The organism is Streptomyces uncialis (genome assembly GCF_001905345.1).
Classification (GTDB): Bacteria; Actinomycetota; Actinomycetes; order Streptomycetales; family Streptomycetaceae; genus Streptomyces; species Streptomyces uncialis.
Map to the genome: position 1 here is coordinate 613,176 of NZ_LFBV01000001.1, position 22,919 is coordinate 636,094.

General features: G+C 74.4%; 19 protein-coding genes and 2 pseudogenes. 8 read left to right on the plus strand and 13 right to left on the minus strand.

The genetic code is table 11. The features are described 5' to 3' along the window. The first annotated feature begins 12 nt into the window (after nucleotides 1–12). The 3 genes from AB852_RS02625 (at nucleotide 13) to AB852_RS39510 (ending at nucleotide 4,447) form a co-directional block, all read left to right on the plus strand. On the plus strand, nucleotides 13–1,071 hold the full coding sequence (locus AB852_RS02625) for an aspartate-semialdehyde dehydrogenase (protein ID WP_073783158.1): 1,059 nt from the start codon (nucleotides 13–15) through the stop codon (nucleotides 1,069–1,071). Between the two features lie 1,289 nt (nucleotides 1,072–2,360). After that, the gene (locus AB852_RS02630; protein ID WP_073783161.1) at nucleotides 2,361–3,029 is read left to right on the plus strand and encodes a SigE family RNA polymerase sigma factor; all 669 of its coding nucleotides are present in this window, start codon (nucleotides 2,361–2,363) and stop codon (nucleotides 3,027–3,029) included. A 101-nt stretch (nucleotides 3,030–3,130) separates the two neighbouring features. After that, complete coding sequence (locus AB852_RS39510) at nucleotides 3,131–4,447, plus strand: hypothetical protein (protein WP_079184244.1); 1,317 nt, start codon at nucleotides 3,131–3,133, stop codon at nucleotides 4,445–4,447. Here the strand turns inward: AB852_RS39510 and AB852_RS02640 are convergent. The 5 genes from AB852_RS02640 to AB852_RS02660 form a co-directional block, all read right to left on the minus strand. Further along, the gene (locus AB852_RS02640; RefSeq protein WP_073785295.1) at nucleotides 4,420–5,307 is read right to left on the minus strand and encodes an SURF1 family protein; all 888 of its coding nucleotides are present in this window, start codon (nucleotides 5,305–5,307) and stop codon (nucleotides 4,420–4,422) included. The genes AB852_RS39510 and AB852_RS02640 overlap by 28 nt on opposite strands. An 85-nt stretch (nucleotides 5,308–5,392) precedes the next feature. After that, nucleotides 5,393–7,222, minus strand: coding sequence for a S9 family peptidase (locus AB852_RS02645; RefSeq protein WP_073783165.1), 1,830 nt, complete (start codon nucleotides 7,220–7,222; stop codon nucleotides 5,393–5,395). Nucleotides 7,223–7,340: 118 nt separating this feature from the next. Further along, on the minus strand, nucleotides 7,341–7,670 hold the full coding sequence (locus AB852_RS02650) for a DUF6191 domain-containing protein (RefSeq protein WP_073783167.1): 330 nt from the start codon (nucleotides 7,668–7,670) through the stop codon (nucleotides 7,341–7,343). A 44-nt stretch (nucleotides 7,671–7,714) separates the two neighbouring features. Continuing rightward, complete coding sequence (locus tag AB852_RS02655) at nucleotides 7,715–8,806, minus strand: PucR family transcriptional regulator (protein ID WP_073785297.1); 1,092 nt, start codon at nucleotides 8,804–8,806, stop codon at nucleotides 7,715–7,717. Nucleotides 8,807–8,978: 172 nt separating this feature from the next. Next, nucleotides 8,979–9,383 carry a rodlin gene (locus tag AB852_RS02660; RefSeq protein WP_073783169.1) on the minus strand — a complete coding sequence of 135 codons (405 nt, stop codon included), beginning with the start codon at nucleotides 9,381–9,383 and terminating at the stop codon, nucleotides 8,979–8,981. Between the two features lie 398 nt (nucleotides 9,384–9,781). Between AB852_RS02660 and AB852_RS39515 the strand changes: the two genes are divergently transcribed. Further along, nucleotides 9,782–9,919, plus strand: coding sequence for a hypothetical protein (locus tag AB852_RS39515; protein ID WP_178390928.1), 138 nt, complete (start codon nucleotides 9,782–9,784; stop codon nucleotides 9,917–9,919). A 441-nt stretch (nucleotides 9,920–10,360) separates the two neighbouring features. Here the strand turns inward: AB852_RS39515 and AB852_RS02665 are convergent, their stop codons facing one another. After that, complete coding sequence (locus AB852_RS02665) at nucleotides 10,361–10,771, minus strand: rodlin (RefSeq protein ID WP_073783171.1); 411 nt, start codon at nucleotides 10,769–10,771, stop codon at nucleotides 10,361–10,363. 135 nt (nucleotides 10,772–10,906) lie between these two features. Continuing rightward, complete coding sequence (locus tag AB852_RS02670) at nucleotides 10,907–11,449, minus strand: hypothetical protein (RefSeq protein ID WP_245876585.1); 543 nt, start codon at nucleotides 11,447–11,449, stop codon at nucleotides 10,907–10,909. 325 nt (nucleotides 11,450–11,774) lie between these two features. On the opposite strand from AB852_RS02670, the gene AB852_RS02675 reads away from it, so the two are divergent. The 3 genes from AB852_RS02675 to AB852_RS40480 all read left to right on the plus strand — a co-directional run bounded on the left by AB852_RS02675 (nucleotide 11,775) and on the right by AB852_RS40480 (nucleotide 14,119). After that, nucleotides 11,775–12,185 carry a rodlin gene (locus tag AB852_RS02675; protein ID WP_073783173.1) on the plus strand — a complete coding sequence of 137 codons (411 nt, stop codon included), beginning with the start codon at nucleotides 11,775–11,777 and terminating at the stop codon, nucleotides 12,183–12,185. A gap of 473 nt (nucleotides 12,186–12,658) precedes the next feature. Then, on the plus strand, nucleotides 12,659–12,844 hold the full coding sequence (locus AB852_RS02680; RefSeq protein ID WP_107499162.1) for a chaplin: 186 nt from the start codon (nucleotides 12,659–12,661) through the stop codon (nucleotides 12,842–12,844). 162 nt (nucleotides 12,845–13,006) lie between these two features. Beyond that, nucleotides 13,007–14,119, plus strand: a complete 1,113-nt coding sequence (locus tag AB852_RS40480; protein ID WP_073783177.1) for a chaplin — start codon at nucleotides 13,007–13,009, stop codon at nucleotides 14,117–14,119. A 119-nt stretch (nucleotides 14,120–14,238) separates the two neighbouring features. Here the strand turns inward: AB852_RS40480 and AB852_RS02690 are convergent, their stop codons facing one another. After that, complete coding sequence (locus AB852_RS02690; RefSeq protein ID WP_073783179.1) at nucleotides 14,239–15,507, minus strand: NAD(P)-binding domain-containing protein; 1,269 nt, start codon at nucleotides 15,505–15,507, stop codon at nucleotides 14,239–14,241. Continuing rightward, nucleotides 15,507–16,799 (minus strand): carboxylate--amine ligase, encoded by a 1,293-nt coding sequence (locus AB852_RS37585; RefSeq protein ID WP_079184246.1) that lies wholly within the window; start codon nucleotides 16,797–16,799, stop codon nucleotides 15,507–15,509. Before AB852_RS37585 ends, AB852_RS02690 begins: the two co-directional genes overlap by 1 nt. A gap of 152 nt (nucleotides 16,800–16,951) precedes the next feature. Between AB852_RS37585 and AB852_RS02700 the strand changes: the two genes are divergently transcribed. After that, on the plus strand, nucleotides 16,952–18,481 hold the full coding sequence (locus AB852_RS02700; protein WP_107499113.1) for a glycoside hydrolase family 26 protein: 1,530 nt from the start codon (nucleotides 16,952–16,954) through the stop codon (nucleotides 18,479–18,481). A 253-nt stretch (nucleotides 18,482–18,734) separates the two neighbouring features. Here AB852_RS02700 and AB852_RS02705 read toward each other — a convergent pair. The 4 genes and pseudogenes from AB852_RS02705 to AB852_RS02720 all read right to left on the minus strand — a co-directional run. Next, a pseudogene (locus AB852_RS02705) lies at nucleotides 18,735–19,856 on the minus strand (GNAT family N-acetyltransferase); the annotation flags it as partial. Nucleotides 19,857–19,912: 56 nt separating this feature from the next. Beyond that, complete coding sequence (locus AB852_RS02710; protein ID WP_073783185.1) at nucleotides 19,913–20,560, minus strand: YveK family protein; 648 nt, start codon at nucleotides 20,558–20,560, stop codon at nucleotides 19,913–19,915. A gap of 94 nt (nucleotides 20,561–20,654) precedes the next feature. Beyond that, nucleotides 20,655–21,812, minus strand: coding sequence for a glycosyltransferase (locus AB852_RS02715; RefSeq protein ID WP_073783187.1), 1,158 nt, complete (start codon nucleotides 21,810–21,812; stop codon nucleotides 20,655–20,657). Nucleotides 21,813–22,129: 317 nt separating this feature from the next. Continuing rightward, nucleotides 22,130–22,798: pseudogene (locus AB852_RS02720) on the minus strand (polysaccharide deacetylase family protein); the annotation flags it as partial. Between the last annotated feature and the right edge of the window lie 121 nt (nucleotides 22,799–22,919).

Here is a 22,919-nt window from a genome sequence, read left to right on the forward strand (position 1 = left end):
GGCCCGGCGCCGATGACCGCGCGCCCGACCCTCGCGGTCGTGGGGGCGACCGGGGTCGTCGGCTCGGTCATGCTCCAGATCCTGTCCCAGCACGCGGACATCTGGGGCGAGATCCGCCTGATCGCCTCCCCGCGCTCGGCCGGCCGCAAGCTGGCCGTGCGCGGGGAGGAGGTCGAGGTCGTGGCGCTCACCGAGGAGGCGTTCGACGGGGTCGACATCGCGATGTTCGACACCCCCGACGACATCGCCGCGCGGTGGGCGCCCATCGCCGCGTCCAAGGGCGTGGTCGTCGTGGACAACTCCGCGGCGTTCCGGATGGACCCGGACGTCCCGCTGGTGGTCCCCGAGGTCAACCCGCACGCGGCACGGGTACGCCCGCGGGGCATCGTCGCCAACCCGAACTGCACGACGCTGTCGATGATCGTCGCGATCGGGGCGCTGCACGCGGAGTTCGGACTGCGGGAACTGATCGTCTCCGCGTTCCAGGCGGCGAGCGGCGCGGGCCGCGCCGGGGTCGACACGCTGCGCGCGCAGATCGCGATGGTCGCCGGTACGGAGCTGGGCACGGCGCCCGGCGACATCCGGCGCGCGGTCGGTGACCGTACGGGGCCGTTCCCCGAGCCCGTCGCCCTGAATCTCGTGCCGTGGGCAGGTGAGGTACGGGAGGAGGGCTGGTCCTCGGAGGAGATGAAGGTCCGGGACGAGTCCCGCAAGATCCTCGGTCTGCCGGACCTCAAGGTCACGGCGACATGCATCCGGGTGCCGGTGGTCACGACGCATTCGGCGACGGTGCACGCGAGGTTCCAGGACGAGGTCACCGTGGACCGGGCCCGCGAGATCCTCGCGACGGCGCCGGGTGTGGTCCTCTTCGACGATCCCGGGTCCGGGGAGTTCCCCACGCCCGCGGACGTGGTCGGGACCGATCCCACCTGGGTGGGCCGGGTCCGGCGCAATCTCGACGATCCCGCCGCGCTCGAACTCTTCGTCTGCGGGGACAACCTCCGCAAGGGCGCTGCGCTGAACGCGACGCAGCTGGCCGAGCTGATCGCCGCGGACCGCCTACGCGGCTGAGCGTCGCCGTCCCCCGTGCCCCGGCTTCCCCCGCCCGGGTCGCCTCCGCCCGCGCCCCAGGTCCCTGTGCCGAACGCACTTGTCCCGTGCGGGTAGCTCGTGGGGTGCGCAGTTCCCCGCGCCCCTGGATGCTGCCCCCTTGCGGTAGCTCTTCGGCTGCGGGCCGGCCCTCGTCTTTTGCGCAGTTCCCCGCGCCCCTGAAGGGCCACCCCTCTCCTCGCGCAGTCGCTCGGCTGCCGAAGGGGGTGGGCGGGAATCTCTGCCCGCAGACTCCGACGCCACCAGTACATCCACTGAACGTCGTACCGAGCGCGTTGGAGCGAGGACGGAGAATCCCGACCGGCCCCGCCCCGAAGAACAAGCAGAACGCGCCCCAAAGGGGCGCGAGGAACCGCGCGAAGACGAGGGCGACCCGCACCCGACGAACAGACCCGAAGTGGCAGCACCCAGGGGCGCGGGGAACTGCGCAAACCACCGAACGACGGCACAGGAACAAGTGCGCCCAGCCCCGAGTACCCAGGGGCGCGGGGAACTGCGCACCCCACGAGCGACGGCACAGGAACGAAGTCCGCCCAGCCCCGAGTACCCAGGGGCGCGGGGAACCGCGCACCCACCGAGCGACGGCACAGGAACGAAGTACGCCCACCCCCGAGTACCCAGGGGCGCGGGGAACTGCGCACCCGACGAGCGACGGCACAGGAACGAAGTACGCCCAGCCCCGAGTACCCAGGGGCGCGAGGAACTGCGCAAACCCACCGAGCGACGGCACAGGAACGAAGTACGCCCAGCCCCGAGTACCCAGGGGCGCGAGGAACTGCGCAAACCCACCGAGCGACAGCACAGGAACGAAGTACGCCCACCCGGACAGACCTCGGAAGCGCAAGCGAAGGCGACCCGCAGGGGAACTGCGCAACCACCAAGCGCCCCGCACGGGGACACATGCGCTCACCCCGAAAGACCTCAGAAGCGCAAGCGAAGGCGATCCGTAACGAATCTCTGCTGGCCAAGGGCCGTTTCGTTTGTAGGATCTCCGTAAGTCCCACCAGCCTCGCCCGGCGTCCAAGACCCACCACCGCGGTGTGCAACCAAGCACACCGCGGCCCGCGTCTTCGCGTACGCCCTCGCGGGCATGCGGGACCGACCAGGGGGCGCGGGGGCGCGGACAAATCGGGGTAGAGGGAAGAGCTGGTACGCATGTGGGCAGATGACGCCATGTCAGACAGAACGCCCGGAAACACTGTGACACCCGTCGCGTACAACCCTCACGGGGGGATGTGTGTCCAACTGGCGTGGCAGAGGTACTCGATTTCTCAGCGGTCCAGGCACGGGGCACCGTCCTGCGTCCGCCCAGGCGTCCGCGCGCGGTCGCCGCGCCCGGCGGCATGCCGGTGATCGCCCCCGTGCCCGCGACGCGACCCACCCAGGTGACACCCCAGCGAAAAGGGGCGGAGGACGTCAAGGCCGAGGGCACCACGGTCGACCACCTCACCGAGACGTACCGCGCCCACTACCGATCCCTGCTCGGCCTGGCCGCGCTCCTCCTCGACGACACCGCCTCCTGCGAGGACGTCGTCCAGGAGGCGTTCATCCGCGTCCACTCCGCGCGCAAGCGCGTCCGTGAGCCGGAGAAGACGCTCGCGTACCTGCGGCAGACGGTGGTGAACCTCTCCAGGTCCGCCCTGCGCCGCCGGATACTCGGCCTCAAGCTGCTCTCGAAGCCGATGCCGGACATGGCGAGCGCGGAGGAGGGCGCGTACGACCTGCTGGAGCGCGACGCCCTGATCCAGGCGATGAAGGGGCTCCAGCGCCGCCAGCGCGAGGTGCTCGTCCTGCGGTACTTCGCGGACATGACCGAGGTCCAGGTCGCCGAGACGCTGGGGGTCTCCCTGGGCTCGGTGAAGGCGTACGGCTCCCGTGGCATAGCCGCGCTGCGCGTCACCATGGGGGCCAAGAAATGAGCGGCGACCGACCACACGAACAGGACGGCCCATCGGCCGACGAGGGCGACGGGGAGCCCCGGGACCGGACCGAAGAAGAGCGAAACGCTGGGAACGCAACTGTGAACGAGAGCCCCTCGGGGCCGCACGGCACCGAACCGATCGACGCCCTCAAGAAGCTTCTGAGCGGCGCGGACGGCGGTACCGGCGACCCGACCCCCACCCGGGGCGACCACGCCACCGACAAGGGCACCCCCCACGTCAACGGCGTCCCCCACTCCGACAAGCACTCCGCGGCGACCGGCTCACCCACCGGTTCCGCGTCCACCCCGCCCGGCCGCCCCAACACCCCGGCCGTACGGCTCGACACCGACGAGGACGACGAGGACGGACTGGAGCTGCGCGGACTGCTGCACCAGGCCGTCCAGGACCTGGAGCCCTCCGACGGCACCCTGGACCACCTCCGCCGGGCGGTCCCCGCGCGCCGGGCCCGCAAGCGGCAGGCGCTCGTGGGCGCGGCCGCCGCGGCCCTCCTCATCGGGACGGCCGTCCCGGCGCTCGTCCGCGTCGCGAACAACCCGGGCAGCACCGAGACCCAGGTGTCGCACGTCGGGCACGGCAAGCAGACCCGCGGCACCAGCAGCGAGGCCCCCAGCACCGAACAGCGCGAGGGCAGGCCGAGCAAGGGCCCGCGCAAGCCGTCCGGCAGCGCGAGCAGCCCCGGCAAGGGCGGCGGGCCGGGCGAGAAGGACAAGCCCGCGGAACGGACGACCGGCGGTACGGACACCGGTCCGGGCAGTGGTACGCCCGGCACGGCCCCCGGCACCGGTTCGGGTCCGGGCTCCGGCACCTCCAACGCCACCTCACCGAGTTGCGGCCCCACCGACCTGGGCAGCGCCGTCGCGAACGTCGGTGACCCCGGCCCCGACGGCAAGGTGTACGGCACGTTCACGGTCGCCAATGTCTCCTCCGGCGACTGCACGGTCGACGGCGGCGGCAGCGTCGACGCCGCCGGTCAGGGCGCGGCGGACTCCACCAGGCTCGCCGCCCTCACCCACACCGACGGTGACGCGGCGACGGGCCTGCCGTCCCCGGCCTCGGTGCCGTCGCAGATCATCCTCGAACCCGGCTCGTCGTACGAGGTGCGGTTCGCCTGGGTGCCGTCCGAGGAGTGCCCGACGGACGGCGGCGGCAACACGACCGGTCCGTCCCCCGACCCGACCCCGTCGGAAGGGGCGAGCTCCGGCACGGGCGGCACCGCGGAGACGAGCGGTGGCGGTGCCGAGTCGCCGCAGCTCGGCGGCCAGGAGGGCCTGCCGCAGGACGGCAGTGTCAGCGTCTCGCACACGGCGGAGCCCGGTTCCCCGTCCACCACCGCGACGATCCCCGACGCGTGCGCGGGGACGGTCTACTACACGGGCGCGCTGCCCGCGTCCTGATCCGCGGTCCGCGACGCGGGTTCCGGGTGGCGCGGGCCGCCCGGACCCGCCGCGACGGCGGCGGCCGGAGCGACGGCAGGAGCGGTCGCGGTCGCGGCGGAGTCCTCGGGGATGCCGAGGGCGGCGTCCCGCAGCGCCTCCGTCTCCCGGCGCAGCAGCCGGAACCACATGAAGACCACGAACCCGGCGAAGACGAACCACTCGCCGGTGTACCCGAGGTTCTGGAACGCCTTCAGGTCCAGCCCGGTGTTCTGCGGTGCCGCCGCCGGGACGGGCGTCATCCCGCCGTCCGCGCGGTCGAGGGTCACCCACGCGTTGTGGAGGTCGTGCGGTACGAGGTTCACCAGCGTCGCCGCGCTGATCATCCCGAGCTGACCGGCCGGCAGTCCGCCCGCGGTACGCGCGCCGTCGCTGCCGGGGCTCTCGGACGCCTGGAGCGCGCCCGTCACGGTGACCTCGCCGTCCGGCGCGGCGGGCACCTCGGTACGGCCCGGCTCGCCGGGCAGCCAGCCGCGGACCACGGGCAGGGCCGGGCCGTCGTCGGTGCGCAGCAGGTTCAGCACATAGAAGCCGCGCTCGCCGTCCAGCTTCCGTTCGGGGACGAGGAACTGCTCGGCGTACCGGCCCGTGGCCTCGGCCCGCTTGCCGGAGGTGTCCTTGGTGACGGGCAGCAGCTCGGCGAGCGGGCGGGCCTCGGAGGCCCGGGCGGCGGCGGACTGCCCGGGGGCCGCCCGGTGGTCCTCGACCCGGTCCTCGAAGCGGCCGAGCTGCCAGGACCCCATGAAGACGCAGAAGGGGATGGCCAGCACGACGAAGATGTTGATGCCCCACCAACGGGGCGTCAGCAGAAACCGGTACACGCCGACCACGGTACGGGTGCCCACCGGGCGGTCGCGCGGTGGGGTCGTCCCGTACGGGCGTGTCGGCCGGCGGGTGCCGGGCCGGTCACCCCGGGAGATGCCCCTGGGCGAAGGCGAGCTCCAGGGAGACCTGCTTGACCCGCTCGTCCACGACGAGGGAGCCGTGCCCCGCGTCGTAGCGGTACACCTCGTGGACGGCGTCCCGGGCGGCGAGCCGGTCCACATAGTTCTCCACCTGCCGGATCGGGCAGCGCGGGTCGTTGACCCCGGCGGAGACGTACACGGGCGCCTTGACCGCGTCGACGTAGGTGAGCGGCGACGACGCGGCGAACCGCTCCGGCACCTCCTCGGGGGTGCCGCCCAGCAGGGTGCGGTCCATCGCCTTGAGCGCCTCCATCTCGTCGTGGTAGGCGGTGACGTAGTCCGCGACGGGCACCGCCGCGATCCCGACGGCCCAGGCGTCCGGCTGGGTGCCGAGCCCGAGCAGGGTCAGATAGCCGCCCCAGGAGCCGCCGGTGAGGACCAGCCGGTCGGGGTCGGCGAGCCCGGACGTGACGGCCCACTCCCGTACCGCCGCGATGTCCTCCAGCTCGATCAGCCCGACCCGCCGCTTCAGCGCGTCGGTCCACTCCCGGCCGTATCCGGTGGACCCCCGGTAGTTCACCCGGACCACCGCGAACCCGTGGTCGACCCAGGCGGCGGGCCCGGCCGCGAACGCGTCGCTGTCGTGCCAGGTCGGCCCGCCGTGGATGTCGAAGACGGTCGGCAGCGGACCGGTGGCCCCGGCGGGCTTCTGCACCAGCGCGTGGATACGGCCGCCGGGGCCGTCCACCCACACGTCCTCGACGGGTACCGACGCGGGCGCGGCGAGGCCCGGCGGGTCGAGGACGACCCCACCGGACGTCGAGCGCACCACCGGCGGCTCGGCGGCCGACGACCACAGGTACTCGACGCTGCCGTCCGGCCGCGCGGTCGCCCCCGACACCGATCCGCGCGGGGTCTCGATCCGCTCCAGCGACCCGGACACGAAGTCGTAGCGCCACATGTCGCTGCGCGCCTCGAAGCTGTGCACGACGAGCAGCGCGGAACCGTCCGGATACCACTCGGCGGACACGTCACCCGGCAGGTCCAGCGCCAGGTCGCGCTCCTCGCCCGAGGACACGTCCCACACCATCGGCTCCCAGCGCCCGCGCCGCTGATGCCCGACGAGCAGCCGGGTGTCCCCGTCCACGGGCGCGAACCCGAGCACCTCCAGGCCCAGCTCCTCGGTGCCGCCCGAGGTGTCGTCCAACTCGGCGACGGTCGTCCCGTCGGGCCGGATCACCCGCAGCGCCGAGTGCATCGCGTCGCCGTGCTCGGTGTGCTCGACGGCGATCAGCGATCCGTCGTGGGAGAGGTCCCCGACGCCCGCGGACTCCCGGTGCCGGTACACCTCGACGGGCGCCGCGTCCCCGCGCACCACATGGATGGTCGAGCCCCCCTCGTCGGTCGACCGCCCCACGACCACGGGCCCGTCGCCCCGGCCGATCGCGAGCCCCGCCGGATAGGACGCGTCGAGCCCCGGCACGGCCGGCTCGTCCACCTCGGGCCGGGTGCCCGGGTACCCGGCGAACGGCTGCCGCCGCCAGATCCCGAACTCGTCCCCGTCCTTGTCGTCGAACCACCAGATCCACTCGCCGTCCGGCGACAGCGCCCCGTCGGTGGTGCCGTTCGCCCGCTCGGTCACCTTGCGCTGCGCGCCGGAGTCCCGGTCCCACGCGTACAGCTCGTACGTCCCGGTCGCGTTCGACACGAACAGCGCCCGCTGCGGAGCGTCGTCGGCCCACCCCGGCAACGACACCCGCGCCGCCCGGAACCGCTTCTCCCAGTCGGCCATCGAAACACCCGCACCCACGACCCCACCACTCTCACTCATCCCCCCATACTGCCCGCCCCCACCCCCCTCCCGCCCCCACCCCCGTCCCCCCTGTGGACAACCCACCCCCACCCACCACCCGAAGGCGCCCGGCGGTCCGGGGGCGAGGAGGAGCGGGCTACGCCTTCCGGGACACCCCGCCCGGCAGGCGGACCACCGCCGTGCCGTTGTCCAGGTCGACGCGGGTGTGGTTCGGCGGGGCGCCGTCCTCCTCGTCGTCGCGCATGACGAGGGCCGACTGGCGTTCCTTGAGTTCGTTCTGTTTGCCGGGGGAGAAGGCTCCGTGGAGCTGTTCGAAGCCGGTCGCGGAGACCTGGCCCGCGCGGCCTCCGTTGCGCCAGGGGAGCACCCCGGCGCGGCCCGCGTGCAGGAGGATCTGGTCGACGATCGCTATCAGGGTCAGCAGGATGACCAGACCCGGCAGGGTGGCGAAGAAGACGAATTCCATACAGTCAGTGTGCGGGAACTCCGTTCGGGGCGGGGCGGGTTCGCTCACGGGGTGGCGGGGCGGGCGGGCCAGTCCAGCAGCCGTGCGCCGATCACCGCCGTCTGGAGGGTGTAGCGCTGCACCGGGTCGGCCGGATCGGCGCCGGTCAGCCGGTGGACCCGGGCCAGCCGGTACGTCAGCGCGCGGACGCTCAGCGACAGCCGGCGGGCCGCCTCCGCGGTGACGCAGCCCGAGTCGAAGTACACGGTCAGGGTCCGCAGCAGGGGTTGTGCCCCGCCCCGCGCCTGCTCCAGCGGGCCCAGGGTGTGGTGCACCAGCTCCGCCATCGCCTGCCGGTCCCGGGTCAGCACCGGGAACACCAGCAGGTCCGCCGCGCGCAGCACCGGTCCCTCAAGGCCGAGCCGTTCCCCGAGGTCGAGGGCGTTCAACGCCTCCTCGTAGGAGTGGACGACCCCGCCGACGCCCGGCTGGGGACGCCCCACCGCGACCCGGGAGCCCCCGGTCGCGGCGTACGCCTGCTTCGCGAAGTAGGTGAGGACGTCGTGCTGGTCGCCGGGCGCGACGCACACCAGCAGTCCGTCCTTGGTGGTGAGCAGGGTGCCGCGGTCCCCGAAACGGGCGATCAGCGCCTGCTCGACCTGCCGGGGTACGGCGTCCCCCTCGGCGTACCCGGTGGGGCCCGCCGCGACGGCGACGGCGTGCGCGGAGGAGAACCGCAGGCCGAAACGTTCCGCCCGGGCCGCGAGCCGGCCCACGTCGCTGCGTCCGTACAGCAGGTCGTCGATGAACTCGCGCCGGGCGGCCTCCTCCTGCCGTACGGCGACCCGCTGCGCGCGCTCGAAGCCCTCGGCGACCGCGTCCACGGCCTGCTCGACGGCGGCGAGGACGCGGTCCAGGGAACCGGTCGGCGCCCCGGCGCGGGGCAGGGGCCACCGCTCGCGGGTGACGGCGAGATGCGCGGCGATCAGCGGCCGGAGGCGGAAGCCCGCCTCCGCGGCCTGTTCCCCGAGCGCGCGCCGTTCCTGGAGTTCGTCCCGGGTCAGCCGCCGGCCGGTCGTGGCCACGTCGTTCAGCGCGCGGATGTATCCGTCGAGGCCGAGCACCGCGGCGGGGATGTCCCCGCCCGGGGCGCCCATGGCCCCGGTGCCGCCCGTGGCGTGCGTCGTGTCCGTCATCGGCCTCCCCCGTTCCTGATGAACCGATACGCGATTCTCACGTACCGGTGCACCTGGCACGAAAGTGGCCGGGCAGCGCGAAGGGGCCGACCGGCACGACGGTCGGCCCCTTCGGGCGGCGATCAGACGGCGATCAGCTGTTGCCGGCGCCGTTGCCCGAGAGGATCGGGATGTCGTCGAGGATGTGCGACAGCGGCTCGTCGCCCTTGACCTGCGAGGAGTTCTCCGTGCACTGCTGGTTCTGCGGGGAGGACAGGACGTTGACGTCCTGGACCGTGATCGGGATGAGCCCGATCAGGGAGCCCGCGTTGACCTTGGCCGGCAGACCGACACACGGCTTGTTGAGCGAGCCCTGGATGAGCGCGAACTGCGGGCTCATGTCCCCGTGCGTCGCGGAGTTGCCGTACGCCTGAGCGGCGCCGTTGCCGTTCACGGTGGTGACGCCGGCGTCGTCGCCGATCGCCATGGCGGGGGCGGCGGCAGCCGAAACTCCGGCGACGGAGGCGGCGACAGCCGCGGCTGCCCACAGCTTCTTCATGGTTTCTTCCCTTTCGCAAGCGGACTCCTGGGGACGGAGCCAGCAGGATGATCAACTGCGTGTTCGACCCGGGGGTTGCGGGTGATGACCCGATTGGCGCAGCGCTCGGGCGCAGTGGGGGCGCAGCCCATGTCAGGGACGCCCATCCACGCGTTGCACCGGACATGGGCGACACATCAGGTGGCTGGAAAAGGCAGGGGATCATCCCGGTGAGCCGGCGGGCCCCCGAGCGCATCGGCCGGGGGGACACCCCTTCGGGGAACCTCCCGACGGGCCGTGGTCCCCAGGCGCACCCTCCGTCGGGCCGGGTGCCACCGGGGCGGCTGCCGGGCGGGCGGGCGGCACCCGGGGCGGCGCCGGTCCGGCCGGTCGGGCCGGTGGGCGGCCCGAGGTACGGGATGTCGCGGGCCCCTGGTGGTTCCGAACCGCTCTACACGGGCCTCGCGGAGGCCTGGCGCCGGGAGGGCCGTACGGTGCCGGGTTTTCCCGACCCGGAGTGGGAGTCGGTGGTGCGGCGGGAGATCTGGCCCCGGTGAGCGCGAACCGCGCACGGGCGCTGGTGGCGGCGGTGGTGGCGGTGGTGGCGGTGGCGGTGGTGGTGGTGGTGGCGCGGTACGGGGGACCGGTGGACGGGCCCCGGGCGCCTCCGGGGCATACGGCTGCCCCGCCCGGCGCAGGCGCGTTCCCTGGGGCGCGGCGCGGTCGGCGGGTACGCGCGGGGGGCGGACCGCGGTGGTGCGGACCGCGGTGGTGCGGATCGCGGTGGCGCGGTGCCGTGGCGGTGCGGGGGTCCACCGGCGGGTCTGCCGGTGGTGTCCGGAAGTGGTGTCCGGCAGTGGGTTCACCGGCAGTGCCCGGCAGTGGTGCCCGGCGGTCGTGGCGTCACGGGGCGCGGTGACACGGAACGGGCCGCCGTGAAGCCACGGCGGCCCGTTCGTGACGGCGCCCGGCCGGGGCGCCGAGGGGTCGTGCGGTGATCAGCTGTTGCCGGCGCCGTTGCCCGAGAGCACGGGGATGTTGTTGAGCAGGTGCGACAGCGGCTCGTCGCCCTTGACCTGCGAGGAGTTCTCCGTGCACTGCTGGTTCTGCGGGGAGGACAGGACGTTGATGTCCTGCACGGTGATCGGGATGAGGCCGATCAGGGAGCCCGCGTTGACCTTGGCCGGCAGGCCGACACAGGGCTTGTTCAGGGAGCCCTGGACGAGCGCGAACTGCGGGCTCATGTCCCCGTGGGTGGCGGAGTTGCCGTACGCCTGGGCGGCGCCGTTGCCGTTGACGGTGGTGACGCCACCGTCGTTGCCGATCGCCATCGCGGGGGCGGCGGCGGCAGCGGAGGCTCCGATGACGGAGGCGGAGATGGCAGCGGCGGCCATGACCTTCTTGATCACGAGGTGTCCCTTTCGTGCTTCACGTGGTTCTGCGGGGTGCTCTTCCATCGCCGGTCCTGTGGCGCTCTGCCCGTCCCGGAGCGTTCTGCCCAACTACCCCCGCAGGTCTTGGTTGCTGCCGTTCACTCCGATGGGCTAAGCAGAATCGATGACGGGGGCGCCCGTGGCGGTGGTCGCGCCCCTGTCGAGCCTCGCGGGCCGGTTGGGGCGCCGGTGCAGATGAAGAAACGCCAGCCGTGTCACCGTGTCCCGCCGGGGCCCCGCGGTCCCGGCCGTCCGCCCGCCCGCACCGGACTCGGGGTCCGACACCAGCTCCGCGTCGTCGGCGGCGATCCACCAGGACAGCCGCCCCACGGCGGTGTCGACATGGACGGTCCGGCGGCCCGCCGGATCGGGGGCGCTGACGCACCCGGCGTGCAGCCGTGACACGTACGCGATGAGCGCGGCCCGTTCCTTGTGCAGCTCGTCCAGTTCCCCGTGGACGGTCGCGAGCCGGTCCACGAGCCGCAGCTCGCGCTCGGACCACACGCGCTCGGTCCGCGCGGCGCGCGTGGCGCGCTGACGGCGCGCCGGTCGCTCGGTACGCGCGGTGGCCGCCGGGTCCTCCCCGTGGTCGCCGCGGACCCGGGGGGTCCGCCGTTCGCCGCTGCCGCCGGACTTGCCGTTCTTGGTGATCACGCGCTTCACAGAATCCTTTCAGCGCCGGTGCGGAACGGATTTCCCCCCGGGTGCACGGGCGGAATTCCGACGGTTCCGCCGGGCTTCGACAGGTACGGCGCCCCGAACAGAACCGGCCGAAAGGATAATCAGACGCCCATCGACCGGAGGAGATGACGCGCTGATCCCCGCATTCCGTCGTCAACCTGCCGCACCGGCCCCGGAAGCCCGATCCGTTGCGCCGCACGGGTTGGGCGAGCCGACCGGGTGAAGACCCGAAACCAAACCGGCTCAGGGGAGTTGTCCAGCAAGCATCAGTAACTTGTTCAGAAAAGGAACACCGGAAATGCTCAAGAAGGTCATGGCCGCCGCCGGCGTCGCCGCCTCCGTGGTGGGCGTCGCCGCTGCCGCCGCCGCTCCCGCGATGGCTATCGGCAACGACGGTGGCGTCACCACCGTCAACGGCAACGGTTCCACCCAGGCGTACGGCAACTCCAAGACGCACGGCGATCTGAGCCCGCAGTTCTCGCTCGTCCAGGGCACGCTGAACAAGCCGTGCCTCGGCGTCCCCCTGAAGGCGAACGTCGGCTCCCTGATCGGGCTCATCCCGATCACGGTGCAGGACGTCAACGTCCTGTCCTCCCCGCAGAACCAGCAGTGCACGGAGAACTCGTCGCAGGTCAAGGGCGACGAGCCGCTGTCGCACATCCTCGACGACATCCCGGTCCTCTCGGGCAACGGCGTCGGCAACAACTGACGTCACCCCGGCCCCAGGCCGGACCCGGGCCGTACGGCTCCGCTCCGTCCGTGCGACACGTCGCACGGACGCGGCAGCCGTACGGCCCGTCCGGGAGAGCCCCGGGCGTTCCCGGACGGATTCCGTCCGGCGCCCCGTTCTCCCCGCTCCTCCCGTTCCTCCTGCTCGGGCTGATCCCTTTCCGCCGGATGGTGTTCCGTTCGCCGCTTCCGGTGTTTCCCGTGCTGTCCGGATGCCTTCGGCGGACCGAGTGGTCCGTGTCTTTCAGGTTGTTCGGGTGAATACCGAAAAAGCCCACGGATCGCGGGTTTCCTCGTCCGCCCGTGGTCGTTTGTCAATCAGCCGGTCATGGTGCGGGTCATCGATATGGACCCGCTCGGTTCCGCCGACATCCCAGACCTGACCGCAGAGAGAGGGAAAATCTCGTGAAGCTCAAGAAGACGGCGGCCGCTGCCGCCGGAGTGATCCTGGCCATGGGTATCGCCGCCCCGGCGGTCGCCGACGCGGGCGCCACAGGTGCCGCCATCGGTTCGCCGGGCGTCCTGTCCGGCAATGTGGTCCAGGTCCCGATCCACATCCCGGTCAACGTCTGTGGCAACAGCATCAACATCATCGCGCTGCTGAACCCCAGCTTCGGCAACGTCTGCGTCAACAGCTGACGCTCCGACGCATCGGGCCGCCTCCACGGCCGCGTCACCGTCGGCTCCCGGAACCGTCCCCCGACGGTCCCGGGGCCGACGCCCCGCGCCTCCCGCGCACGCTTTCCCCCCCACCCCCGCACGGCGAACCCCCACCGTCCACAGCGAACAGGAGACCCCTCCATGCGACAGGCCCTCAGCAAGGGCATGCTCACGGCCGCGGCCGCGACGAGCATCCTGTCCCTGCCAGGAGGTCACGCGTTCGCCGCGGACGCGGACGCCGCGGCGGTCGGCTCGCCCGGTGTGCTCTCCGGGAACACCGTCTCCGCCCCCATCACGGTGCCGGTGAACGTGAGCGGCAACAGCGTGAACGGCGTCTCCGCGCTGAACCCCACCTTCGGGAACACCGCGGTCAACGAGACCGGCGGCACCTCCCGCGGCGGCCCCCACCCCGGCGCCGTGAGCCACCGGCCCGGTTCCCCCCACGACCCGTACGCGGCCCCGGCGCCCGCCAAGCACGCGGCCCCCGGCGGCTCCGCGCGCCCCGGCGCCCCCGCGAAGACGGACACGGCCAGGACAGGTACGACCGCGATGTCCAGCACCTCCGCGAAGAAGGACGCCCCCGCGCGGCCCGGCGGCCCGGCGAAGCACGCGGCGCCCGCCTCCTCCGGACACCAGGCCCCGGCCGCCAAGGCCGGCGGACCCGCGAAGCGGACGGCCTCCGGCCGGCACGCGGCGCCCGCACGGCCCCTTGAGCCGGTCACCCAGGGACGGGGGGCCACCGGGCGCTCCGGCAAGCACGCGAAGCCCGGCCAGGACACGCTCGGCGGCGGCAGCGCCGCCCGCGGCGCGGCGGTGGGCTCACCCGGGGTGCTCGCCGGGAACCTGGGCCAGGTGCCCCTCAGCGTCCCCGTCAACCTCTGCGGCAACACGGTGAACGTGATCGCGCTGCTGAACCCCGCGTTCGGCACGTTCTGCGGCAACTCGGCGAAGCCCGTACGGCCCGTGACGCCGGTGACCCCGGTGACGCCGCCCGTGGTGACGCCGCCCCGGGTCACCGTCCCGCCGCGTGAGCACACCCGGGTGGTGCCGCCGCGGCCCTCGCCCGAGCGGCCGGCCGTCCGGGTGCCCGGACAGGTCCCCCCGGCGCACGCGGTGCAGACGACGCCCGGCAGGGCCGTCCTCGCCGACACCGGCGCGGGCGCCGGGACCATGGGCGCGGCGGCGGCCTCCCTCGCGCTGCTCGTCGGCGGCGGGGTGCTGTACCGCCGCGCGACGCTCGCCGCCCGCCGCTGACACGGCACCACTCGCCCCGCACCGCTGTGCCCCAGGGCCCCGGCCGTTCCGGTCGGGGCCCTCGGCGTGCCCCGGTACGGCCGGGCCGCCGGGGGCGCGGTCGCCCGCGCCCCCGGGGATCAGGGGGTGCGGGCCCGGTCGGGGGCGGGGGACGCGGGGGACGGCAGCCGCGGGGGGCGGACGGGGGTGCGGGACTGGTGGCGGACATGGCGCCGGACACCCCGTACGAGACGGCCCGCGGTGTACGACGCGCCGTGCACGAACCGCATCGCGGGACCGAACCCCGAGGCCGTGACCAGCCCCGCCAGGAACAGCCCCGGCCAGGACGACTCGAAGTCCCGTCCCACGTCCGGCGAACCGTCCGCGAGCGGCATCAGGGACGCCCGCAGATCGGGGGAGAGCATCCGCAGCCGGTCCCGGCCGGCCCGGAACCCCGTCGCGGCGATCACATGGTCGGTGAGCAGCGGCACCGGCGCCCCGGCCGGTCCCCGCACCTCCAGCCGCACCCGTCCGTCCCGGACGCCCGCGCGCACCGCCTCGTGCCCGGGGAGGACCTCGACGGACGGCTCGAACCGGTCGCGCAGCCACCACGCCCCGGCGGGACCGAGCGCGGTCGCCGCGATCCGGGTCCGGCCGCTCTCGGGCAGACGGCGGAACGCGCCGGGCAGCTCCGCGTAGCACCAGTTGCGCCAGCCGCAGCCGAGCCCGCTGTGCGGGGCGCGGACGGAGTCCCACCAGGGGCGCCGCCAGGCGGGCGGCAGACCGTTCCAGTTGAGGGTGTGGGAGCGGGCCAGGACGCGGACCCGGGTGCCCTGCTCGGCGAGCAGCGCCGCCGTCTCCAGGGCGGCCTGGCCCGCGCCGATCACCGTGACATCCGCGTCCCGGAACCGGGTCAGGTCGCCGTGGTGGCTGCTGTGGGTGACGTACTCGGGGCCGAGGCCGCGCAGCGGGCCGGGGATGTCGACGAACGGCAGTACGCCGACGGCCAGGGCCACGGACCGGGAGTGGAACGGCTCGCCGTCCTCCGTGAGCGCGCGAAAGCCGCCCGTGCAGGTGTCGACGGTACGGATCATCCGCTCGTCCACCCGGGGCACCGCGCGCTCCGCGAACCACAGCCCGTACTCGGCGAACGTCCGTACCGGCAGCGGTACGGCGTGCTCGGTCGGTACGCCGCGTTCGGCGCCGTACGCGTCGAGACCGTAGCGGCGCCCGGGGTCGGAGAGGTGCGAGGCCCAGGGCTCGGACTTGAGGAACATCCCCTCGGGCATATGGTCGCGCCACGCGGCCATCGGGCGGCCGAAGACCCGGACGTCCAGCCCGGCCGCCGCCGCGTGTGCCGCGATCGACAGGCCGTAGGGGCCCGCTCCCACCACCAACAGGTCGTACATCAGCAGCTGCTCGCTTTCGTGTCATGAGGGTTGCCGCGCAGGTCGGCGGGGTGGGCGGCGCACGGGTCGGGGCCCCGGGCGGGGCGGTGCGCGGTGCGGCGGGGGGTCAGCCGGTCGCGTAGGCGTGCGGTGAGGCGGCGGACCGCGTGCCGGGTCCACAGCCGGGCCATGACCCGGCCCGGCACCGGGTCGTCGGCGGCGTACCACGCGAGTTCGGCGCCGTCTCCCCGGGTCAGGGCGGCCAGGGCGGTGAGCGGCGCGTAGTTCTCGACGACATAGCGGCGGCCCGGCAGCGGGGCCGGGCCGGGCAGTGGACGGTGGGTCAGGTCCAGATGCAGGGCGCGCACCACGTCGAGGCCCTGGCCGTCCGTGAAGAGCCGGAACTGGGCGCCGGGCCGGGGGTTGAAGTCGAGGAGGTGGTACGTGTCGGTGGCCGGGTCCAGCCGGAAGTCGAGGTCGAGGACCCCCCGGTAGCCGAGTACCCGGACCAGCGACTGGGCGGTGGCGTGCAGCCGGGGGTTGGGCACCCAGCGGCCGACGGCGGTGAGTCCCGCGCCCGGCGGCCACGCGCGCTGCTTCCAGCCGGAGCCGCCGCCGAGCACGGCCCCGGTGCGGTCGGCGTACCCGTGGAAGAACCAGTCGCGGCGCGGGCCGGGCGCGAGGTACGCCTGGAGGAGCAGCGGACTGCCCGCCTCGGCCGTGCGGCGGTACAGGGCCTCCGCCTCGGCGGCGGAGCGCACCAGGACGGTGGAGCGCAGTCCGGTGCCGGTGGGCACCAGCCAGGGGCGGCTCCATTTGGCGACCACCGGCGCCCCGAGCTGCCACACCGCGGCGGCGGCCTGCGCGGGGCTCTCGGGGACCAGCGTCACCGGATGGGGGATGTCGAGGGCGCGGCACACCTCCGCCAGTTCACCCTTGTCGGCGACCCGCTCGGGCAGCGCGCCGGGCTGGCTGGGCAGCAGGTACAGCTCGGTCAGGTCCCGGTAGAGACGGCTCACCGCGATGGCGCCCGCGTCGTCCATGGGGACCAGGACGGCCGGGCGGGCGACCCGGGCGGCGACCCGCCGCAGCACGGCGGCGACCGCGGACAGGTTCGCGCCGGGCGGGGGCGGAAGGTGCATCCGGCACAGATAGCGGGAGCGCGGCACCGGGCTCGCCGCGGATTCCGCGACGACGTGCACCTCCACCCCGCCGCGCCCGAGGGACCGTACCGCGCCGAGCGTGCCGTGGTGGAAGGGGTTGCGGTCGATCCGGAGGAGTACGGCGGGAACGCTCGGGTCCAGTATCGACACGGTGATTTCCTCCAGATTCACTCGCCCAAGTGGGCGGATGGGCGCCCGTGCCGGATTGAAATCCCGTTCGGCGCAATAGGAATACTTATGACTCGGTGTCAACAGACAGGGTCGGGAGTACGGAAACGGAATACGTCCCCAGGAGCAGCGGAATGGCTCATCAGCAACGCCGGATAGTCCACCGACGACTTCTCTCCCTCGCGGCGGGAGCCGTCGTCTCGGCCACCCTCGTGTCAGGTACGGCGTACGCGGCCGGGACCGGCGCGGTCCGGGCCCCGGAACCCTCCGCACCGGCGGCGGGATCCGCCGACCCGGGCCCGGCGGACCCGGGGACCACGGACCCCGGGGTGACCGATCCGACCGCCGCCGACCCGACGGCACCCGATCCCGCGCCGCCCGGCCCGGGGTCCGCCGACCCCGCCGCGCCGCCGTCGGCGCCCGCGTCCACCGCGTCCGGGCGGCCGCCCTTCGGGGCCTATCTGGACTACGGGCCGCGCGGGGTGGAGCGGATGGCGGAGCTCAGCGAGTGGCTGGGGGGCGCGGAGCTGAAGGTCGGTCACACCTATCTGCCCGGCGACTCCTGGGCCGGTATCGAGGGCCAGGTCGACTTCCTGGCCAACTGGGCGGGCTGGCGGAACGCCCAGCGCGACCGGATGTTCGTCCTCAACGTCCCGATGTCGGACCGCAACGAGCAGGGCATCCGGGACTCCCAGGTCCGCGCCGATCTGCGCAGGGGCGCGGCGGGCGCGTTCGACCGGCACTTCAGGGAGCTGGGGGAGCGGCTGGTCGGTCTGCGGCTCCAGGACACCGTGGTGGTCCTCGGCTGGGAGATGAACGGGACGACGTACGGGCATCGCTGTGCGCCGGACCCGGAGTCGTGGAAGCAGTACTGGAACAGGGTCGTCACCACCATGCGCTCGGTGCCGGGTCAGAAGTTCCGTTTCGATTTCACGCCGAGTCGCGGGAAGGACGCCATCGCCTGGACGGAGTGCTATCCGGGTGACGACACCGTCGACATCATCGGAATGGACTCGTACGACCAGCCGCGGGGCATCACCTTCGACGAACAGGTGAGTGAGCCGTACGGGCTTCAGCATCATGTGGACTTCGCGAAAGCCCACGGCAAGGATATTTCCTTTCCCGAGTGGGGGCTGTTCCGCAACGGCGACAACGCGGAATACATGCGGCGCATGATCGGGTGGATCGACCGTCAGCGGCCGGTTTACCACACGATCACCGACTACTGCCCGCACGGTGTGTGGCAGTGCGACGACAACCCGCGCTCGGCTGCCGTGTACCGCGAACTCCTGTCCGGTACGGCGTCCCCCACGGAGCCGACGGAACCGACGGAGCCGACCGAGCCGACGGAACCCACTGAGCCCACCGAGCCCACGGAACCGACCGAGCCGACGGAGCCGTCCGACTGCACGCCGCTGGACCTCGGTCCGTGGATCGGGCAGTGGCTCACCGAGGAGGTCTGCGTCCCGGGCGTCCCGGAGCCGCCGGCGTACCCGGGTGAGGAGCCCCAGTGGCCGGACTGGGCCGACCCCGGTGAGTGGACCGACTGGAGCGAGTGGACCGATTGGAGCGACTGGAGCGAGTGGGCCGACCGGGCCGGTTCCGGTCCGGACGCGCCGGGCGCGCTGTCCGGCGCCCCGGCCGGGCCCTCGCGCGGCGCGTAGCGCGGGCGCCCGGCGCACCCACCGGACGGCGGTGGCGGACCTCTCAAGGCCCGCCACCGCCGTCCGGCGTGCCACCCGCTTCCCGTACCCCGTCCTGACCCTGACCCTGACCCTGACCCTGACCCTGACCCTGACCCTGACCCTGACCCTTACCCTGACCCGCCCCGTCCTGGGCTGCCGCGGTGTACCCCGTCCCGGTGTGCCGGGTGCCGGTGTCGCGGGCCGGTCCGGAGCCGCCGTTCGTGCCGGGCGGTCCGCCCGCCGCCCGCTCCCGCAGGACGCGCCGCGCGCGGCGCAGCCGCTCCCGCGCCCAGGTGTCCGCGAGGGGTACGGCCAGCAGCGGCGCGGTCGGGCGGCGGGCCAGCAGCAGCCGCTGGTTGACGACGGTCTCGGGGCGCCAGTGGTGCTTGTACGGCTCGTCGCCGCGCAGCATGCTCAGCACCCCGCCCCGGCCCACGCCCCCGTCGGGCGCCGCCGCGCACTTCTCGGTGTCGGAGCGCAGCAGCATCGTCGCCACATCGGCCTTGCGGGAGCGCAGCCCCGGGTGCGCCCCGGCGAGGTAGCCGCCGGTGATCCCGGGTGCCAGCAGGGTCAGGTCGACGGCGACCACCGTGCCGTCCAGGGTGAACTCGGTGACCGCGGCGTGGCCCGAGCGGATCATCGGGACGACCGCCCGCGCCAGATGCTCCCGGAACCTCGGCCGCAGGTGCTCCGCCGTCACCTTGCGTCCCTGCCACTGGAGACGGTGCAGTTCGAGGAGGTTCCCGAGCGCGGCCCCCGCCTCGTCGGCGTCCACCACCCGCTGGCGCACCCCGAGGGCGTCGAGCTTGCGGAGCTTGGCGCGGGCCCGCTGGGCGCGGGGGCGGGGCAGCCGGTCGATCAGTTCCGTGAGCGGCGCGGCCGGGAGTTCCAGGCACACCGAGTCACGGATCAGCCGCTTGGGGCCCGGCCAGACCGCGTACACCCGCTCGGCGGCGGCGCCGGGACGGACCTCGCGCAGATCGACCAGGGCCCCCCGGGCGGCGTCCGCGAGGCCCGCCGCGAGCGCGTCGGCGGCGCCCGGGACGGCGTCGTCCAGCAGCACGTCCGTGTAGTCGGCGAGGGAACCGCCGAGCGGCACCAGGGCGGGCACCGGCCGCCGGACCAGGGCCAGCGGGGCCGCCGCCACCAGGTCCGCGCCCGAGCGCACCAGCACCACCCGCAGCCGCCCCCGCCGCCCGTACGAGCGCCACCAGGAGTCCAGCCACGCGTGGTGCTGGAACGGGGTCGCCGCCGAGCAGCGCGCGAACAGCCGCTGCCACGCGGGGGCCAGTGCGGCGAAGGCGTCCGGGTCCCGGCACACCTCCGCCGACAGCGCGGGCCGGGGCGCGGCCACGGGCACGGCGTCGGGCAGCGGCGCGGGGGCCGTGGCCCCGGCCGGTCGCGGGGCCGTCACCGCTTCAGGTCCGCCGCCGGGGCCGGACCGGGCACGGACACGGGCGCCCCGTCGGCGGCGGCCGGTACCCGGCGGCGCGGGCGGGCCAGCAGACCGAGCCCGCCGAGCAGACCGCCCGCGCTCGCCCCGACCAGCGTGGTCAGCCTCGGGGACGCGGAGCTGGGCGCGGCGGGAGTGGTCGCCCGGGAGAACTGGAGGAGCTGGACATGGGTGTTGTCCTGGGTCCGGTTGGCGTCGATGGTCAGCGCCCGGGACACGGCGTTGGCGATGGACGCGGCCCGCGCCGCGCGGTGCGAGGTCGCGGAGACCGCGACCATCGGGGCGTCCGGCGAGGTGGCCGCCCGTACGCTGCGGCGCAGCTCGGCGACCGGCACACCCGCCTGGACCTGGGCGTTCCCGAGGACCGCGAGCTGGGTCGCCACCCGCCCGTACGCCTGCGCGAAGCCGAGCGCGGTCGCGGGGTCGGCCTTCTCGGTCGGGACGGCGACGACGTAGCTGGTCGCCGTGTACTCGGGCGCCTTCAGCTTCCCGTACGCGCCGCCGGCCAGCGCTCCGGCCAGCGCGCACAGGGGCAGCGCGGTCCACAGGGGCAGCCACCGCGTACGGGCCTTCGGGCGGCCCAGGGAGCCGGGGTTGTCGGTCATGGGATGTCACTCCAGGTTCGGACTTCGGTGGGTACGGGACGCGGGGCGCGTCCGCCCCGGGACACGGCGTGGCGCGGCCGGGACGGCGCCGGTCTCACGGGCGGTCGAGGACGGACGCGTAGACCCGGGTGAGCTGTTCGGCGCTGCGGGCGATGCCGTAGTGGTGGACGGCGTCCGGGACGGTCCGCTCCCGGGGCCCCGCGTCCCGCAGCCGCCGTACGGCGTCGGCGAAGGCCGCCGGGCCGGGGGCGACCCGCTCGGCGTCACCGGCCGCGCCGGGCGGCAGGTCCTCCAGGGCCGGGCAGTCCACGTAGCGCACGGGCAGTCCGGCGGCCAGCGCCTCGACGGCCGCGAGCCCGAACGCCTCCTGCGGGGAGGGGGAGGCGAGGACGTCCATCGCGGACAGCAGCGCGGACAGGGCGGGGGGCCCGGGGGCGGCCGGGGCGACGGGCGGACCGCCGGGGCCGGCCGGGCGGGGGAGCACGGGGCGGGTCTCGCCGGTGAGGACCACCCGGTCCATGACCCCGGCGCGCCGGGCCCGCTCGCGCAGCGCGGGCAGTTCGGGACCGCCGCCCACGATCATCAGCCGTACCCCGGGCGGCAGTTCGGAGAGCGCGTCGACGAGCTGGTCGAAGCGTTTTCCGGGCACCAGCCGTCCGACCGCGCCGACGACATACGCGTCGGCGGGCACCCCGTACCGCTCCCGGACGGCCCGGCGGGCCCCGGGGTCGAAGCGCAGGGCCCCGGGGTCGATGCCGTTGGGGACGACATGGATACGGCGGCGGGGCACGCCCCAGCGGCCCAGCCGTTCGGCGACGGTCGGGGACACGGCGACGGTGGCGCGCCCGAGCCGTTCGCCCGCGAGGTACAGCCCGCGTACCCCGGCGGTGAGCGGACGGCCCTCCATCCGGGACTCGCCCAGGGAGTGTTCGGTGGCGACGACCGCGCGGACCCCGGCGAGCCGCGCGGCGAGCCGCCCGTACAGACAGGCCCGGTACAGGTGGGTGTGGACGAGGTCGTAGCCGCCGGAGCGGATCAGCGACACCAGCCGGGGCAGTGCCCGCAGATCCCGGTTGCCGGTCATCCCGAGGTGGACGACCCGGACCCCGTCGGCGGTGAGCGCCTCGGCGACGGGCCCCGGATTGGTGAGGGTCACCACGTCGCTGTGCACGGGGAGATGCCGGATCATCAGCCTGAGCTGCTGTTCGGCGCCGCCGATGCCGAGCCCGGTGATGATGTGCAGGGCCTTCACGGGGACTCCGGCCGGGCCGGACCGTCACCGGGGCGGTGCCCGTTCGTGGAGGGTGCCGGGTGCGTGGGGTGGGCCGGGTGCGCCGGGGGCTGCTGGGCCTGCGGGGCGGGCGGGGCCGCCGTGGGTCTCGTGGCCCGGTCGGCGGGGCTTCGTCCGGCGCTGCCGCGCTCGGTGGTGTCGCGCCCGGTGGCGCTCCGACCGGTGGTGCTCCGACCGTTGGCGCTCCGCCCGGTGGTGTCGCGGTCCGCCGGGTTCCCGTTCGCGGGGGCGGGGGGTGCCGCCAGGTCGTGGGGGGTCCGGCCGTAGGGGGGCATCGGGCGGCGCAGCGGGCTGAGTCTGCGTTTGAGCTCCAGCCGCATCCCGGTGTCCTCCTGGCCGATGTGCACCCGGGGCAGGGCGAGTTCGCCGGCCAGCGGGCCGGGGGCGATGGCGCAGGCGTAGCGGTACCCGGCGGCCCGGACCGCCGCGACGGCCCGGGGGTCGACGGTGCCGTACGGGTAGCAGAAGCCGGTCACGTCCGCGCCGGTCAGCTCCCGCAGCCGGGCCCGGCTGTCGGCGGTCTCGGCCCGCAGCATCTCGTCGCCCGCACGGGTCAGGTCGACATGGGTGAGGCCGTGGGAGCCGATCTCGATCCCGGCGGCGGCGGCCTCCCGTACCCCGTCGGCGGTGAGGAGGGGCTTGCGGGGGCCCAGCGGGTCCCACGCGTTGTCGCCGCCGAGCCGTCCCGCGAGGACGAACAGGGTCGCCCCGCAGCCCCGGCGGCGCAGCACCGGCAGCGCGTGGTCGACGAAGTCGGCGTACCCGTCGTCGAAGCTGAGCGCGACCAGTCCGGCCGCGTCGCCCCGGGCCCGCGCGGCCACCAGGTCCCGCACGCTGACGGCCCGCAGTCCCCGGCGCAGCAGCCGGACGAGCTGGTCGTCGAGCCGCTGCGGGGAGACGGTGATGCGGTACGGGTCGTCGGTGGGGTCGGCGACGGAGTGGTACATCGCGATCCACTCGGCCGATCCGGACCCGGACCCGCCGGCCCGTACCGGTGGCGCGGGGCGGGGTCCGGCGGCGCCGCGGGGCGCGGCGGGTGTGCGGTACGCGGCGCCCCGGGGCGCGGCG